General features: G+C 42.8%; 16 protein-coding genes. 12 read left to right on the plus strand and 4 right to left on the minus strand.

The features are described 5' to 3' along the window. The first annotated feature begins 242 nt into the window (after positions 1–242). The 6 genes from AC27HD_RS06210 to AC27HD_RS06235 all read left to right on the plus strand — a co-directional run bounded on the left by AC27HD_RS06210 (position 243) and on the right by AC27HD_RS06235 (position 8,562). Positions 243–1,259 (plus strand): LacI family DNA-binding transcriptional regulator, encoded by a 1,017-nt coding sequence (locus AC27HD_RS06210; protein WP_487104487.1) that lies wholly within the window; start codon positions 243–245, stop codon positions 1,257–1,259. 240 nt (positions 1,260–1,499) lie between these two features. Further along, positions 1,500–2,747 (plus strand): MFS transporter, encoded by a 1,248-nt coding sequence (locus AC27HD_RS06215; protein ID WP_487104489.1) that lies wholly within the window; start codon positions 1,500–1,502, stop codon positions 2,745–2,747. Further along, positions 2,744–4,384 carry a trehalase family glycosidase gene (locus AC27HD_RS06220; RefSeq protein ID WP_487104491.1) on the plus strand — a complete coding sequence of 547 codons (1,641 nt, stop codon included), beginning with the start codon at positions 2,744–2,746 and terminating at the stop codon, positions 4,382–4,384. The genes AC27HD_RS06215 and AC27HD_RS06220 overlap by 4 nt, the downstream gene beginning before the upstream one ends. 164 nt (positions 4,385–4,548) lie before the next feature. Beyond that, positions 4,549–5,997: an adenosine deaminase family protein gene (locus AC27HD_RS06225; protein ID WP_487104493.1), complete on the plus strand. Its 1,449-nt coding sequence runs from the start codon at positions 4,549–4,551 to the stop codon at positions 5,995–5,997. Positions 5,998–6,096: 99 nt separating this feature from the next. Beyond that, positions 6,097–7,140, plus strand: a complete 1,044-nt coding sequence (locus tag AC27HD_RS06230) for an AI-2E family transporter (RefSeq protein WP_487104495.1) — start codon at positions 6,097–6,099, stop codon at positions 7,138–7,140. A gap of 384 nt (positions 7,141–7,524) precedes the next feature. Beyond that, the gene (locus AC27HD_RS06235) at positions 7,525–8,562 is read left to right on the plus strand and encodes a carbohydrate porin (protein WP_487104497.1); all 1,038 of its coding nucleotides are present in this window, start codon (positions 7,525–7,527) and stop codon (positions 8,560–8,562) included. Positions 8,563–8,648: 86 nt separating this feature from the next. Here AC27HD_RS06235 and AC27HD_RS06240 read toward each other — a convergent pair whose 3' ends face one another. Then, a complete protein-coding gene (locus tag AC27HD_RS06240) occupies positions 8,649–9,086 on the minus strand; it encodes an SRPBCC family protein (protein WP_032096395.1) in 438 nt (145 codons plus the stop codon). A 211-nt stretch (positions 9,087–9,297) separates the two neighbouring features. Continuing rightward, positions 9,298–10,563: a TMEM143 family protein gene (locus AC27HD_RS06245; protein WP_487104499.1), complete on the minus strand. Its 1,266-nt coding sequence runs from the start codon at positions 10,561–10,563 to the stop codon at positions 9,298–9,300. 340 nt (positions 10,564–10,903) lie between these two features. Here AC27HD_RS06245 and AC27HD_RS06250 point away from each other — a divergent pair, with 340 nt between their 5' ends. From AC27HD_RS06250 to AC27HD_RS06270, 5 genes are all read left to right on the plus strand, one after another. After that, positions 10,904–11,131: a type II toxin-antitoxin system CcdA family antitoxin gene (locus AC27HD_RS06250; RefSeq protein WP_163105117.1), complete on the plus strand. Its 228-nt coding sequence runs from the start codon at positions 10,904–10,906 to the stop codon at positions 11,129–11,131. Beyond that, positions 11,128–11,424, plus strand: coding sequence for a CcdB family protein (locus AC27HD_RS06255; RefSeq protein WP_487104501.1), 297 nt, complete (start codon positions 11,128–11,130; stop codon positions 11,422–11,424). The genes AC27HD_RS06250 and AC27HD_RS06255 overlap by 4 nt, the downstream gene beginning before the upstream one ends. 162 nt (positions 11,425–11,586) lie before the next feature. Next, entirely contained in the window at positions 11,587–12,243 is a 657-nt protein-coding gene (locus AC27HD_RS06260; protein WP_487104503.1) for a YigZ family protein, read from the plus strand. A gap of 20 nt (positions 12,244–12,263) precedes the next feature. Then, positions 12,264–12,788 (plus strand): YgjP-like metallopeptidase domain-containing protein, encoded by a 525-nt coding sequence (locus tag AC27HD_RS06265; protein ID WP_032096783.1) that lies wholly within the window; start codon positions 12,264–12,266, stop codon positions 12,786–12,788. Further along, positions 12,788–13,138, plus strand: a complete 351-nt coding sequence (locus AC27HD_RS06270) for a YacL family protein (RefSeq protein WP_032096391.1) — start codon at positions 12,788–12,790, stop codon at positions 13,136–13,138. The genes AC27HD_RS06265 and AC27HD_RS06270 overlap by 1 nt, the downstream gene beginning before the upstream one ends. Here AC27HD_RS06270 and AC27HD_RS06275 read toward each other — a convergent pair. Beyond that, complete coding sequence (locus tag AC27HD_RS06275; RefSeq protein ID WP_487104505.1) at positions 13,135–14,604, minus strand: esterase/lipase family protein; 1,470 nt, start codon at positions 14,602–14,604, stop codon at positions 13,135–13,137. The genes AC27HD_RS06270 and AC27HD_RS06275 overlap by 4 nt on opposite strands. A 459-nt stretch (positions 14,605–15,063) precedes the next feature. Here AC27HD_RS06275 and AC27HD_RS06280 point away from each other — a divergent pair, with 459 nt between their 5' ends. Then, a complete protein-coding gene (locus AC27HD_RS06280) occupies positions 15,064–15,669 on the plus strand; it encodes a hypothetical protein (RefSeq protein WP_032096390.1) in 606 nt (201 codons plus the stop codon). Positions 15,670–15,892: 223 nt separating this feature from the next. Here the strand turns inward: AC27HD_RS06280 and AC27HD_RS06285 are convergent, their stop codons facing one another. Next, positions 15,893–16,978, minus strand: coding sequence for a hypothetical protein (locus AC27HD_RS06285; RefSeq protein ID WP_487104507.1), 1,086 nt, complete (start codon positions 16,976–16,978; stop codon positions 15,893–15,895). Positions 16,979–17,038 lie beyond the last annotated feature (60 nt).

Here is a 17,038-nt window from a genome sequence, read left to right on the forward strand (position 1 = left end):
ATTTGCAAACGATTGCAAACGATAATTGAAAAAATTGCAATCGTTTGCATTTTTTTAATATTCAACAGAACGTCTATTTTATACAAGGTGTTTGTGCGCTATATTGTTAGCTTATTGATACGATAAGCTTTAATGCGTAAGAGTTGGCACAACTTGGCCGCTGTCGGGCTATCTACAATCAATACACTCATCATGCAAAAGATGCCCTGCATAATAAGAATTAACATTAGAGAACGTAAACATTGACTGCTGATACAAAACTGACGCTAGCTAAACTTGCTGAATTGGCCGGAGTGTCTACCTCTACTGCGTCTCGAGCGCTAAAAGATAACCCACTGATAAGAAAAGAAACTCGCGCAAAAGTTCAGGCGCTCGCTAAAGAACATAATTTCAGCATTAACGCCGCAGCCAGTAGATTGCGAACACAAAAAACCAACGTGATTGCCGTTATTCTCAACCTTATCGACAATACTGAACAAAGCACCACAGACCCATTTTTACTTAAGTTAGTCGGCGAATTGAACCAGGCGCTAAACGCCAAAGGTTACGAACTACTGCTGTCTAATTCTTTTATGGCCTCCGACGATTGGGCTAATTATTTTATTCACAGTCAACGGGCCGATGGCATTTTGGTTATTGGACAAGGTAAAACCACAGAAAAGATTGATCGTGCTGCTAAAAGTGGCGTGCCCATTGTGGTATGGGGAGACACTAAAACTGATGCTGGGTACCCCATTGTGGGCGGCAATAATTTTTTAGGTGGCTATGAAGCAACCAAGTACCTCTTGAGTCAGGGGGCGAAGCGAGTGCTATTTCTCGGTGATTCAGAACACGCAGAAATGCGAGAAAGACTTAGGGGCTTTATGCAAGCTCACGAAGAGGCCAACATAGTGCCAGACTTTTCTCATGTAGGCGCTATTGATATAACCTCAAAAACGGCTTATCAGTACATGAATGATCGGATAAAGGCTAACGGCCTCGATTTTGATGGCATTGTGTGCGTCAGTGACATGGTAGCACTGGGTGCTTTAAAAGCACTTAAAGAGCGCTACGTCGGCATTCCAAGCGATGTAGGCATAGTGGGCTATGACGATATATCACTAGCCGAGCTCATGCACCCTGCACTCACTACCATAAGGCAAAATACCCAGCAAGCCGCTACACTTATGGTTGAGCAGCTACTTAATCAGTTAGAAAATAAGCCAACCGAAAATCAAGTGGTTGAAACTTCGCTCATTGTAAGGCGTTCAACTAAATAAACGCAGTCGCTTTATTCAGTCTGCAGCGTTAACAAAACCGCCTAAACAGCATTTATCCCTAAACGAGCATCGCAATACGTTGTTCACCACTCATGCTGCGCTTGCGTATCACTGAATGCAAACGCACGACTTAATACAAACGCGTCACTCAATACAAACACACCTTCAAATGCAAACGTTTGCATTTTTATTTTCTTAGCATTACACTCCAGCTTAATTAAGTTAACAGAGTGTTTACACATGTCTCGTTTGATGATTATTGCTGCCATTGCGGTGAGTTATTATGTCTTCGCTATACTGCTAAATAGTGTAGGCACGGTGATCCTACAATCCATCAATAGTTTCGACATTAGTAAACCTCAAGCGAGCACCCTCGAGGGGTTTAAAGACCTTTCCATTGCCATTGTGTCTTTTTTGGTAGCCAGCGTTATTCCTCGGATCGGGTATAAAATTGCCATGCTATTAGGCTTAGCTCTTGTTGCTGTAGCCTGCGCTCTTACCCCATCAGTCGCTAATTTTATGTTCATTAAAATGCTGTTCGCCTGCATCGGAACAGCATTTGCCCTAGTGAAAGTGTCGGTGTACGCCATTATTGGTCAGCTTTCATCGTCGACAAAAACCCACTCATCATTAATGAACACCATAGAGGGCATTTTTATGTTGGGTGTTTTGTCTGGCTATTGGATTTTCGCGGGCTTTATCGATCCGAATAACGACGCCTCTCTTGCTTGGCTCAATGTTTATTATCTTCTTGCTGCCTTAGTTGCGCTTACGTTTGTTATTGTGATGTTTGCGCCCATTAAGGCGGTGAAGCTTTCTGACGACGCTACCATTGCAAGTGAATTCACTAGCATGCTCAGACTTGCCTACAAGCCGCTGGTATTAGTATTCATTTTTTCTATCTTTCTCTATGTGTTGATTGAACAAGGTATAGGTTCATGGCTACCAACCTTCAATAAAGAGGTGCTTGGATTACCTACCCAAGTGAGCATTCAAATGACGAGCATTTTCGCCATAGCCCTCGCAGTGGGCCGCTTGACAGCCGGTGCTGTGCTAAGAAAAATGAACTGGTATCCGTTTTTAAACATCTGTCTTGTTGGAATGGCGATTGTCATGCTTATTAGCTTACCTTTGGCTGAAAATAGCGGCGCGCATAGTGATATAACCAGTTGGACCGGCGCCCCACTAGCAGCATTTCTTATACCAATGATTGGACTAATGATGGCGCCAATTTACCCAATTATTAACTCAGTTATGTTAAGCGCCCTGCCTTTGCAGCAGCATGCGCCAATGACTGGGCTCATAGTTGTGTTTTCGGCCCTTGGTGGCACAACAGGCTCAATCGTCACTGGTTTTGTCTTTGATGCCATGGGCGGACAAAACGCGTTTTACCTATCCCTTGTTCCTATAGCGGGACTTCTTGCCACGCTCTTTTTCTTCAAAAAAGCATCATCTTCTTCTGAATTACAGGATGCCTCATCATCATGAACTCTTCTTTGCATAGCTGGCGCGACAGTCTGGCGTTTTTTAACAGCGACTTATTTCGACACGTTCAAATGGCCGAACTATTTCCTGATAGCAAAACCTTCGCCGATGCCATAGTAAAAACAGACCTAACAACAGTACTTCAACAATACGAACAAGAGTTGCAGATAGCGAGTGAGGAAGGTGGCGAGGTAGACTTGCACAACTTTGTGGACGCACACTTTACGCTACCAGATAGCGACAATGCGACCTCGACGTTGCCATGCGACGATATAACTACTTATATTGCCAATATGTGGGATGTACTTACGCGCACTCCCGATACTCAACACAAAGATAGTTTAATTGCGTTAGCTCGCCCTTACATTGTGCCAGGTGGTCGTTTTCGCGAGATTTATTACTGGGATAGTTATTTTACCGCGCAGGGTCTTGTGCATGCTGGGCGAAGCGATATGGCTATTAATATGCTGGAAAACTTTGTAGATATTCTTAACGAAGTGGGCTGTATCCCCAACGGCAACCGGGCTTATTATCACTCTAGAAGTCAGCCGCCTATTTTAGCGTTGTTCTACAACTTGCTAGAAAACCAACTTTCAGAAAAACAAAGAGCCTACATCATTGATGGGCTAAAAAAAGAGTACGCCTTTTGGATGCAAGGGGCTAATAAAGCCCTTAGCAACGGTGATAAAGCCTTAAGCGATGGTGATAAAGCCTTTAGCGAAGACAAAGCCTTTAGCGAAGACAAAGCCCTTAGCGACCGTAATAAAGCCTCTAGCGAAACTAGTAGAGATCACGTAAAAACGCGGGCCGAACTTCGCACCGTGACAATGCCCTGCGGCGCTGTGTTAAATCGCTATTTCGATCCCGAGCCAACACCAAGGCCCGAATCTTATAGGGAAGACATAGAAACTGCTAATAATATCGATGCCGATAAAGGCGGGTTTTATCAACATATCAGGGCGGCCTGCGAATCGGGCTGGGACTTCAGCTCTCGCTGGCTTGAAAACCCACAGCAGCTTGAAAGCATCAGAACCACAGAACTGCTCCCTATCGATTTAAATGCGCTTTTAGCTTCACTAGAACAAACACTATCACGGGTGACCGAAGGCAAAGAGCGCGCAATTTACCAAGATGCGTTAACAAGCAGAAAACAGGCTATAAATACTTACTTGTACAGTGCAAAGAAAGGCGGTTACTTTGACTGCCACTTTCCTAACATGACACAAACGTCTGTTGTATCAGCGGCTATGACTGTTCCGCTTTTTGTGAACATAGCAAGCGATACTCAGGCTGCTACAGTCCAACACACACTGATGAACGATTTGCTTAAAAAGGGTGGCGTAGTAACTACTACAAACACTACATCTCAACAATGGGATGCGCCAAACGGCTGGGCACCTCTGCAATTTTTTGCAGCAATAGGTATGGCAAATTATGGTTTCAACGACGATGCTACAGAAATTATGCAGCGTTTTTGCACTACGGTTGAAGATAGCTTTGCCAATACCGGTGCCTTACTTGAAAAGTATAATGTGTGCGTGCCTACTGAGACTGCAGGGGGCGGCGAATATGATGTACAGTTGGGATTTGGATGGACTAACGGCGTGTACAGCTATTTCAAAAACGCGCTCAAGGGGTAGTTTTACCCCTATTTCACCCGGTTCGTTGTTCACTTAGCCTTTATTCATATACAAAACAGTCATTTAAAACTACCCTCTTACGTAGACTTACAGGTCATATAATTGCAATGATTTGATGCATTTCAGATAATCACTCAAGTAACCTGCTAATAGAGGACAGTTTTTTGTTAAATCACATCAAGGCTCTCGCTTGCCTACTTATACTCAGCCTGCCTGCTAGTGCAGCGGATACATCGTCATTGGTGTCTGAGTCGACAATGTCAGAGTGGTTCAACGCATTTAAACAACGCGCAACACCAGCGCAAATGTATAACTTCTTGCATGCCATGCCCAAAGGCGGTGATATTCATCATCACCTTTCCGGCGCTGGCATGAGCGAGTGGTGGTGGGATATCGCCACAAATTCAAAGCAAAACGGCGGCTATACTTATTACACAAAAACAGCACCCACATTATGTAACGGTTACGGCACGAACGAATTTGGCTTTAATCCTCAGCTGTTGATGTTTCACACCGTTTCAGCCTTTACTTACGAGCAGCTCTCTATCTGCGAAAAAAACAATTACACCCTGCTTACCAACTTGAGCAAGACGCAAAAGCAGGCGTTTCTAAACAGCATTAGATTGGATAAGCCTCACGAGGGCCGCGACGAGTTTTTTCAGACTCATTGGCAACGCCTGGGAGACATGCTGCTTAACCCTCATATACAAGCCTATTTACTATTAAAGAACATGCAGGCGTACCAACAGGAAAACGTACTGTACTTAGAAACTCAGCTTCAAGTAACAGACATGCGGTTTCCAGACGGCTCTGCCTATACGCCCAAAGCTACTGCCGAACTGTTTGTAGAGATGTTAGAAAGCGACGCTGCGGTAGATACCAATGTGCAAGTACGCTTCCAACTAGCGATTGTTCGCTTCTTACCTAACGCTGAACAACAGCTTGAAGAAGCATGGACGTTTGTTGATGGGCATAGAAGCTACTTTGTTGGCATCAACTTTGTGGGCAGAGAAGATAATGACAAAGGGTATCCACTGCGTTTTTTATCCACACTACGTAAGCTTCGTGCTCAGTCACCACCGGTATCGCTAAGTGTTCATGCTGGTGAGTCGGATGAGCCCAATACTCACATTAAAGATACGTTGCTGCTGGGCGCAGACAGAATTGGTCATGGGTATAACCTGATTGGAGACCCAGACACGCTATTGATGATGCGCAACTCTCCCTACCTAGTGGAGATAAACCTTATATCTAACCTGCTGTTGGAATATGCAGAGAGTATTGATGAACATCCCTTCCCAGAGTACTTGCGAACAGGCGTGCCGGTGACGCTTTCAACCGATGATAGAGGCATGTGGAGCAGCAATTTAACTGATGAGTATTACTTAGCGGTATCACACTTTGATTTATCGTGGGATGAATTGGTTGAGTTAAATACAAACGCGATAGTTCACAGCTTCATGTCAAATGAAGACCGCGAGACATTACTGCTTCGCCTCAAAAAAGAAACTCAGCGCTTTATTGATAATAGGTTGAACAATACGCCAATAGCAGACGTACAGCAGCACTACACCTTTATTTGCAGCTACGCACCTGCTGTTTGCAGCGAATAGTAAAATTGATAGGACACAGGCGATAGTGCATAGGCAATGCAGGAGCTTTGTCAGCCTTTGCACCGCTTAGCTACAGTGTATAACAGGGAGTAAGGACATATGACATCAACAGGAAAAAGGCAGATTCAATACTGGGCACTCGCCCTCGGCGCACTCATCCTTGTGCTGTGGTTTTTAGGCGATGTGCTGTTACCGTTTATTTTAGGTGCAGTGGTTGCCTACATTCTCAACCCAGTCGCAGAAAAATTGGAGAGTAAAGGATTCAGCCGACCCGCGGCTACTGCCCTGATAACACTTTCAGCAACGCTCATTTTTGCGCTCACTGCGCTTCTTGTTGTACCAGCAGTCGTGGCGCAAGCAATAAGCTTATTCGAATCTGGCCCAGATTTGTTCAACAGTTTGAGTGAGTGGTTAAGTAAAACACTCCCGTCAGTGTTTGGTGAAAGTACTACATTACGCTCAGTGATGAATTCTGCTAGTGACGTTTTAAAAGAGCGTGGCGGTGAGTTTTTAAGTACTGCATTTAGCTCTGCTGCAAACATCATCGATTTGGCAATGCTGTTTGTAATTGTGCCTGTAGTAGCCGTTTATCTACTTTTAGATTGGCACCGCATGAGTTCAACTATTTACGGTTTGCTTCCCCGCAAACATGAACCCATTATTCGCGACTTATTGAAAAAAATAGATAAAACCTTAGCTGGATTTATTCGCGGTACCGGCTCCGTATGCATTATTTTAGGCGTTTACTATGCCATCTCGCTGATGCTTGTGGGCCTTAAGTTTGGTCTAGTGGTGGGGTTTGCAGCAGGATTGATAAGCTTCATTCCTTATTTAGGCGCTATCGTGGGCGGATTACTTGCGTTAGGTTTGGCTTTATTTCAGTTTTGGAATGAGTGGATTTCAGTGGCGATGGTTGTAGGGATTTTCGTGTTCGGCCAGGCCGTTGAGGGCAACTTTATTACACCTAAACTTGTTGGGGATTCTGTAGGATTACACCCAGTATGGCTTATTATGTCGCTGTCTATTTTTGGTAGCTTGTTCGGCTTTTTAGGGCTTTTAGTTGCAGTGCCGTTGGCCGCCATAATTGGTGTACTCATCCGCTTTTTCATCGATAAATACAAACACAGCGACCTCTATAAATAAAGGGGGTCAGGTCCACATTTTCGAACTAATTAGTCACGCAGCTCTGAACTTCTGTTCGATAAGCTTCTGTTCGATTAGCTTCTAAGCTTTAAGTTTGTGCTCTTTTAACATCTGGGCTTTTAACAGCTGTTTTTTTTACACCTGGGCCATTGATTTAAGCACCTACTTTGATGCAACTTTTTGAAGCCTATTCTTTAAACGTCGTTTCTTTTAAAAGCTCAGGTGAGCTAATTCGTGTATGACTTACGTAAAAAGGAGTCTAAATGATGGTTAGTAGTGATATTCAACCAGTAAATTGGAAGAAAGGTTTTTCCCATTCTATTCGGCATTTCACAATTAAAAAAACGAGCAGTACGATTTAGCACGCTCAAGCTCAGTGTGGTTTTGGCATCATGCTTTTGTGCTGCCAATACCTTGGCAAACCCGCTCTCACTTACTCTCGTTCACGACACAAGCTATGTAGTATCGGGAGGACTAGAGGAGCGCGCTACTATAAATAGGACGCTGGGTATTGTTGCCTATGAATATCGTATTAACGACAGCACGTTATTTTTTGCAGATGCTCAAGTATTAAGAGGGAACAATGGTAGTGACTCTGTTGGCGATCTTCAGGCATTTTCGAATATTGATGAAGATGAGCTCACAAAAATGTATGAGGTTTGGGTAGAGAAATCATTTTATGAAGAAAGCCTGCGCTTCAAAATAGGTCAAGTCGATGCAAATAATGAATTTGCCTATGCTGAACATGCTGGAGAGTTTATTCACTCGTCCATGGGTTTTAGCCCAACGATTTCCTATTTCCCCACTTATCCAAGCCCTCGTCTATCGGTGAATGCATTTTATAGCGCCACGCAAAATACACAGCTATCTATTGGGCATTACGCCAATCAAAATCGCAGCTTTAGTAACGGTTTCACCGTGGGGCAATGGACACAACATATAGGCAACGTTACGGCTGCCATTGGCGGCTGGATGCAATCGGGAGACATAGTGCCATTAGTAGATAATGAAGATGACAAATCTTCATTATCTCAGGATGCTAGCGGGCTTTTCGCCACTCTGTCTGGTGAGTTTAGTTCTCAATTATTTCCAGCACAGAACGGTGGTTGGTTTTTGCAGTATGGGAGAAGCAGCGATACAACCAGTGAGATAGACACGCATATTGGCGCTGGACTAACCTGGTACGGCATGAATAATCGTGAAGACGACGTGTTAGGGCTTGGCATATCTCATATTACCACCAGCCACCTTCTCGCATCTCAATACAAACGAGACGAAACAGCGATAGAGCTGTTTTATCGTTTTCAGCTAACAGATACCCTTGCGCTTAAACCAGACATACAGTTTATTGCAAACCCTGCCGCCGACAGGGAAGCAAAAGACGCTCTTGTTTTAACAATGAGAGTAGAGTTGTCTATTTAAAGAAGGTTTCTATCTAAAGAAGTTCTCTATTTAAAGAGGCTCTCTATCTAAACAAGCCCCCTATCAACGGAGCACTGTGGCTCACGTTATGAATTGCCAATCTGCTTTAAGATACTACCAAACGCTCTTCCACCGTTTTTTTGAATTTGCTTATCGAAATACAAACTTCCCAACAAGAAAATAGTGATATGGCCTTTTGAGCGCCACGTTGCGTGGGTTTTACCGTCTTTTTCTTGAAGCGTGATTTCGCCTAGCTGATGGTCGTAAGGCAGTGGTTTCGACTTTATGACTTTGTAGCCAAGTTTATAAGGAGGCTCAAACGCGACAATTTCTTCATGTAGATTAGCGCCACCTGCGATAATTTCACGCACAGCGCCTAACCCGTTTTTATCGTCCTTACCATGAACTAGTAAGTTCGCTTCATCCACGCCTTTAAACTGCGCATAGTTTTCGTGATCGCTTAGCATCGCAAACACATCGTGGATAGGTTTATCGATTACTCTTTCTACATGAATTGAAAACATTATATACCTACTAGAAAAAACGTGAGCCTATTGAACGCTAGAATATAGAGCAATGTGTGAATAGCTCAAATAACCACTTTTTATCTGCAACTATAGGCAATTCGGCCATTATTTGAATAGGTTTGTTTTTGGAGTAAGCTGTATCTGCAGAAGATAAACCTGCAAGAAATGACCTTCAATAGATACACCTTTAAAAACTAAACCTACAAAGCTAGCCTTGGTAAATATTATCCCAATACTCGTCTAATTCGTTAATGGCACTTTTTAACGGCTTAGCCGTGAATCGCTCATTATTTTTTTCTACCAGCTTCATTTTAACTAATTTATCGATAGCATCAGACACATCAAAGTCTAAGCTGCAGTTGTGAGTTTGCTTAAACCAAGCTTCAATCTCTTTATCGAGTACATCTGCGCTCATCCCTGCTCCTTCATGTTTCAATAAGAAGGTATAAGCCAATAAAGCTTCTTTACAGTCTTCCTCTTCTGCGGCGTCTACCAGAGTGTGAAACACGCCAGCGTTGTTATCTAAATTCTTAAAATAAAGGTTGTCTGATAAGGCTTTCATAAACCGTATTTTTCGATTTTTAAACTTCGTCCATTCTTTAAAAACAAAGCTGCCAAAAACCCCCATACCAATACCAAAAGTAATAAGGCTTTGCTTAGTAAGCTCTACTGACTCATCTTTAAGCCCCAACCAAAACGCGAGAAACGACGACAGCAGTAATATAGACGCCCCTAATTTCGTCACTAACACAACAATGCCACCGACCGTTGCCGACGCCCCAATGATAAGTTTATCGAGCGGACGCATTTTCACTTCACTGTTTGGAAACAGCATTTCCAGATCTGCTTTGGGCACGTTTTGAAACAGCTTAATAATAGTGGCCCCAGGGGTGAAAGTGACAGGAAGCTGTTTTTTAGTGTTTTTGCGTTGGTCGAAGTAGTCTTTATCTTTAAAGGTAATATAAACCGCCACTCGATCGTAGTTGGTAAACGATATCGATTTTTTGCGCAAACCAAAGAACGTACGTAACGTTTCTGTTTTAACCGATTCACCTCGGCGATAAAACACGACTTCTTGAAAATCGTCAAAACTTACCGTCAAACGAACTTTAAACAGCGACTCTTCATGTAGCGCATCTTCTAAATCAGTATCGGTGACTTTTTCAAAGTTGGCAGAATCTAATAATGTGGAAAACTCACTGGCGAAGTCTTTTTGAACGGCCTTACGTTCGCTATCTGTAATGTCTTTCAGCGTGCGGGTATCTTTGTTGGGGTCGAATAGCGCGTAGCTGTTTTTCAAGCGCTCTAGCTGTTCGTGATACTGAAAGTGAATGCGACTCACCAACAAATTACAAAACACCTCAAAGGAGTTAGCAGTGCTATCAGCATCAGCGGTTTCTTTGTTAATGAGGACATCGTTACACATGTAAACAACATCGGCTTTGCGAAAAGGTATAAATCGTTCTGAGGACATAACCGTTCTAACGTAGGTAATTCACTAACACCTGGCACACCGTTTTTTATTTTGTCAGTGGTGTTATCCAAGTGGCTAACGAAACAAATTCATGTGCTCAGTAAACCATAAATGACTGATAACACAATGCACCTAAAGGCTACTTACAACATAAATTGGTGTTTGATAATAAGGTGCTCTAATTAATGAAAAGTATTAATCAAGCGTAGCGTCAAAGCTGATATTCAAACAATATTTCACCTCTTCTCGGAAGCCCGTTTTTCAACGCTTAAAATTTGCGCCATTGATACACGCATAAAAAATGCGCATAATATAGTTAGAGAGTTGATCGGAGTCAGTCATGCGCCAAAAAGTATCATGTAATACATCAATTAACAGTGAGTTACTCAGTGAGGCTAAATCACTTAATATTAAGTTATCCGAAGTATTTGAAACGGCTTTAATACAAGCTGTAAATGAAAAAAAGAAGGTTGAATGGTTTAAACACAACAAAGACGCTCTAAATACACATAATCAAAAAGTGTTAGAGACGGGGACGTTTTCAGAATCGATAAGTCAGCTTTCGTGATAACTCAGTTTTCTGTTTGTCAGTATTCATCATCATTAGTTGTTATTTTAACTAACACTGTTTTCAATGAAGTTGAAAGTATCTTGGTAGCGCCATTAAAACCGTTTGAAGGCCTTTCTTATGTAAAAGATTTACAGATACCTTGTGAAGTGAGTGGCGTTAATTATTATGTCGACTTGCTAGATATAGCGACGGTCTCAAAGCGCAATTTAAAACCTATCCCAGAACAATCATTGAAACCGATTAGAACAAAAATTAAGAATGGTATCGATCTTCTTATCGATGGTTTTTAATTCCAGCATTCATCAATTTCTAGCTGACCACAAAATATCGCAACATCCTGTTTAGGTTATCCAGCAGCTTTTCAATTTCATCAACTGCGCATACTCCGTATTTTACTTCACTACCTCTACGACCCGCTTAATTGCAGCTGCGCAATAGGTTATACTTACCGAATGAATTATCCCGTTCCCGCCAATCAGGTTGAAGTCCTGTTTGAAGTCAAGAAAAGCAAGTTTATTGCGATGGCAGCATTTGCCAACTCTCGCGAGAGCGCAATGGCTGTGCTTGATGAAGTAAAGCAGCGCTATCCCGATGCACGACATCACTGCTGGGCCTATATTTTTGGTCCTCCAAGCTCTCCCGTAAGCGCTGCTATGGCCGATGATGGCGAGCCAAGTGGCACAGCCGGCAAACCTATTTTAAACGTGCTTCAGCATAAAAATATTGGCGATGTAATGATTGTAGTGACTCGTTACTTTGGCGGTATAAAGCTGGGCGCTGGCGGCCTAGTTCGCGCTTATTCTGCATCGGCGCAGCAAGCCATTGAACAGCTCACTGTACGAGAAGAAGTTACCTTTCACACGCTTACCGTTGATGTAGACTTTAAACACGAACAATTTGTTAGGCATTTGGTTCAGCAAGTGTCGGGCAATATTGCCGACTGTCGCTATGCACAGCAGGTCAGTATTGATATTCAAATACCCGTTACTCACGTAGAAGAAATAAAGCAGCAGCTGGCGCCAATTGTTAATCAAGACATTGAAGGCCAGCTAGTTGAAAGCCCGGACGTTGACAGCAAGCAAAGCAAATTTAATGATTCGTCAGTATGAGTGCCAATATGAGTGCCAATATGAAAAGCAGGCTTCAATATCTCTCACACTACCCTGAGAGACTGCAACAACAAATTCAACAGATGATTGACGACAATGCTCTGGGAGATTGGCTGCGCACTCGTTACCCTGCCACTCATTCAGTGGCAAACGACAACGACTTACGCGAATATGTGATGGGGCTTAAAAACCAGTATATGAAAAAAACTCAACCGTTGAGTAAGGTCATATACGATCAAAAAATCCATATTGTGAACCACGCCCTTGGATTGCACTCCTATGTATCTCGGGTACAAGGCGGCAAATTAAAGAGTAAAAATGAGTTGCGAGTGAGCAGCTTGTTTAAAAACACGCCAGAGCCATTTTTGAACATGATAGTGGTGCATGAACTAGCCCACCTTAAAGAAAAAGAGCATAACAAAGCCTTTTACAAACTCTGCCAACACATGCTGCCCGATTACCATCAGATTGAATTTGATGTACGGGTGTACCTCACTGAACTCGAATTAACCGGGCATGTTTATCAAATGCCTAAGGAAGCCTAATGGATTTTCAATTTCGCACTGACATGTTAGGGGAACCCTCCGCCAAATGTGATATTGAATGCGAAGCATTTGGTGATTGGTTGAGTAACGATTTAGGCACAGATCGCGCAAGCATTAATACGGTGCTAGATGCCATTGAAAACCTGCTGTGTCGCAATATTCCTGATTACCAATTTATTGGCAAGGAATATACGTTAACCATTGAGGACGACGAAGTGATACTTACCCTCAATCACAACGAAACCAGTCACAAAGAATTTGCCGAAGATTACGACCAAGAGATGCAAGCAGGTTGCGGCTTAGCAGATTTCAAACATTTACTGCAAGAATGGAAGGCGTTTATTCGTTAATAAGCGCCCTTTGAAAGCCATCGGTGAATAACGTCGTAAATGGTTTTATTTCCCAGTAAACCAAGGTGACTGATGTTATTCCCCACCCACAGATTCTCTGGTTTGAAATCTAGATTAAACGCTTCATTTTCATGAATGCCTAGTGCGCTATTAAGGGGCACTAAACCATCACCAACGAGATGCTTATTTATAGCGTTAGGCGATGCCGAGGACGTTGTTGCAATGGCAAAACACGCTACCCCATCAGGCAATGGAATTGGCTTGCGTTGGTCACTCGCAAAATCGAACCGCCGTTCAGAGTGGGTGTCGCTTTCAACGATATATCCGTGTCGAAGGTCGGCAATACCTGCACTGCGAATTTGAGTAATGCGTGTTAAAGGGGCCGTGAAGTGATGCATACCTAAAAATAGGTCTACCCAGTTACCCGCTTTTTCAAGAGGCGCACCGTGATGTGGGGTGCCAAGAAACACTATTTTTTTCAAATACTCGGCCCATTGTGCCTTTTCTTCGGCTGCCTCTGTGATTGCGTCCGCTTCTGATATTGCAGCTTTAGCATAATAAAGCGCGCTTCTTGTGACCAACCCGCCCATGCTATGGGCAACCACTGAAATATCTAATGAATGCTGGCTTTGTAGCAGCCCAAACTGCGTCGTCAACTTGCCTAATAGCGCGTTTAACTCTATCCCGTTTTGGAAGATATGCCGCCCCGTATTGTAGTGCAAATAAGCCGTGGTGCATGAGAGGTCATTAGCAAGGTGATAACCATGATCGTGCTCACTTTGCCGCCACTGCACATCATTCATACATAAGCCGTGTACCATGATAAGAAGCTTACCCTCAGACTCTGCGATGTGTCGCGCCAATGCGTCTAGCTCTATATCGTTGCCGTGTTGACGAAATGTCATTGCGATGGACAGCGGACTTTGCTGTGTATGAAGGTAATCGCCTATAACGCCATTTATGGCTGAGAGTAATGTAGGTTTTATCGATGAAGGTGATGGTGAATGCGTTGATGATAGCGGTGCTGCTTCGCTTACATTGCCATTTACACTATCATTATCACTAGCACTGCCACCGACATTGTCTTTGAGGCTGCCGCTGTCTCTGTTATTCAAACTGTCGTTTAATACCGAGAGCGGCACACTAATGCGCTTGCTTACCTCGTTAGTAATGCCGCGTATACTGTCGTAAACCATGCCAGTAATACCACTGCTAAGCGTCTGATTTGATTTTAGTGTTGATTGTTGTATTGGTGGCGAAAGCCAATTCAGCGGATTAATACGGTTGTGCATCGTTTCAATTACCAAGGTAAGTTGAATAACCGCATCGGCAATTAGCCGATTAGCTTCTTGCGCCTGAGAGGGCTTTTTTGTTTGAGTTTGTTTGCCAGTATTTTTGGCATCAGCACCCTTGGTATTAATAGCCTTGGTATTAGTTGCTTGGGCATCTGTTTTTGGGTTAGACAAAGCATGCCCTTCCTATTATCAAGTTGCTCTAAGCATAGCAGTAATGGCGTAAGGGCAATCTAATTTTTGTACAGCACGGTTTGCTCTAATTGCTTTTACTGTACTTATTTTGCCTCTCTTACTTTGATTTGCCTATTTCAACCTATTCACCAAATTTGCACCAGCAGGTAAATACCTGCGCCTTAACGAAAAAACAAAAAATTAAAAAATAATAATCATAGCGCAGCTCACTAGAATTAGTACGCTAAGCGACATATGAGGATAGCTACTGATATCAACGACTTGTTCAACACATTTTAATTTGCTACGTTTAACTTGTATAAATTTAAAGCGCTCCTTACACAACATTGTAATAAGTAATAAAAAGAATGGACGTATGCCTATTGCAATTCACGAGCGCAGCAAGAAAAATTTTTAATAGCAAGTTGTCGTTATTCTGAAGGAAAAGAGGATTTCACTATGCTCAAAAAATACCAAGCCAAAAACTACACAGCTATACCGGTTTTCTGCCAACAATACGCCAAGCTAGCAGTATTTCTTTCTGCAGTTGTTAGCCCATTTGCCATGGCTTCGTCATATATTCCATCAACTGGAAATGCCGCAGACACAGTCACCAATGAAACCATCGAGGTATTAGGCAAACGACCAGTTTCTTATTACCGAAGTAAGCTTTTCGACGCGCAAGTGTCGTTTTTCAAAACATACAATACTGTGGCCGAAAAATCAGGCTATAAGGTAAAGTGTAAGCCATGGGAAAATAATCTTAACCACCGTGGTTGCCAGGCACTATTTGTAAATGAAATCCTCGATGAGTACAGAAATCCTGTTTTCTTAGCTTCTGGCTATTCTAACGACCACTACACTGGACCAGGCGTAGGAGGTTCAACAAGTTATCGAATAAGCCAATCTGAACTGCAGAAAAAAATGCAGGAAGTGCAAGCGGCGCAATACGAAGATATGATTGAAAAAATAGAAACCGTTGATGAAGTAAAAGAAAGCTTTACAGCATTGACTAGAGCGAAGATGAGATATGCCAAACGTGTCTCACAAGAGCAAAGCGAATAGGCTATATCAGTTTAATCAATCGGTTCAGCTTAATTGGCCGTGCTGGCTATGTTCGTTAAGCGTTTTAGTAAGCCACAGCAAAAATAGAAAAAGGCCTGAGTCCGATACAATATCGAAATCAGGCCTTGGTTGCCGCTTAGAAATGAGTCCAACTTAATGGGGTCACTTCAAAATACGCTCCTTTTTTATGTCAGTTATCTGCGACTTTGTATCATGAAGAACACTATGGACATGGTCCCTGCATAGAAAACATTTGTTCGTCTTGCGGCGAGTAAAAACGCCATGTACAGGTTTCAAGTCCACCACCACTGCTGCTTAATTGGGGAATGAACCCTCTTCCTCTGCCATAATCCACTGGGCTGCTATCGCCAAAATTTCCGCCTACAGGGTCAGATTGAACACTCGCCTCTATATAATTATTTAACTTTTCAAGTAAGCACGCGTTTACATTAATTGCTCCGCCTTGTCTCAATGCGCTAATTGCAAGACCATCGATACGTGAACCATGGTCATTTATCCCTAGAGCAATGATGTTGTTTTTCATAATAACGCTATACACAATTTTATTTCTAGCTGGGCTCGAATCATCGCTAGAAAAATTCACCTCTAATAGTTTGCCAATAGAACGAAAGTCCCGAGTGCCCTCGATTCCAACTCCTCCTGCACCAACAGAAAATGTATCTGCTGCGAAATAGCTATAGGCAAATTTAGATTCGGGCTTGGAATGCTTGCCTTTGTATTCGATTTGCAAGTATTGCTGTATGTTACTTCGGGTCCTTGCGTCAAAAGTAGCTCTTACCGCTTTTGCTATGTTTGAACTATCATCGCAGTTACTGAAGGGTTTTGTACCAGATGTATTCGCTTTGCTATCAAACAAACTTGGTGTGTTTTCGAGGTGTTGATTAACCGTTTCTCTAACAGCATCGAGCTCAGAGTAGGTTGTAAGAATATCCGTCATCAACATCTCAGCTTCACCGCTTACCGAGAAGCGCTGTACGTTTAATTTCCCGTCGTCTTCTCCTCCGCCTTTATTATCGCGAAATAGTTCAAAGCCCCAGACTTGCCCTGTAGATGGGTTGGCCACCAAAATTTGATTTGGTTGGTAGTAACATTTAGGGAGTTCTAGACCAATATCAACGTCTTTATGGCAGGTAATTTCAGTCTTGAATTTAAGTGCAATGCGTTTTGCCTCAACTTCATTGCAGTCATTGCAGATTTTGGCGCGGTAATTTTCTGCTGTGGCTGAAAAGGCAGTGAATAGCGTTGCAAGCAGGCATGATTTGGCTAGCACTTTTATCCATGTGTTCATTCGTCCATTTTTCCCTATTTCCATTTTACTATGTATAAATATAAATGCGATGCGACCTCT

It is taken from the genome of Alteromonas sp. 4NS20-0143, from assembly GCF_057542855.1.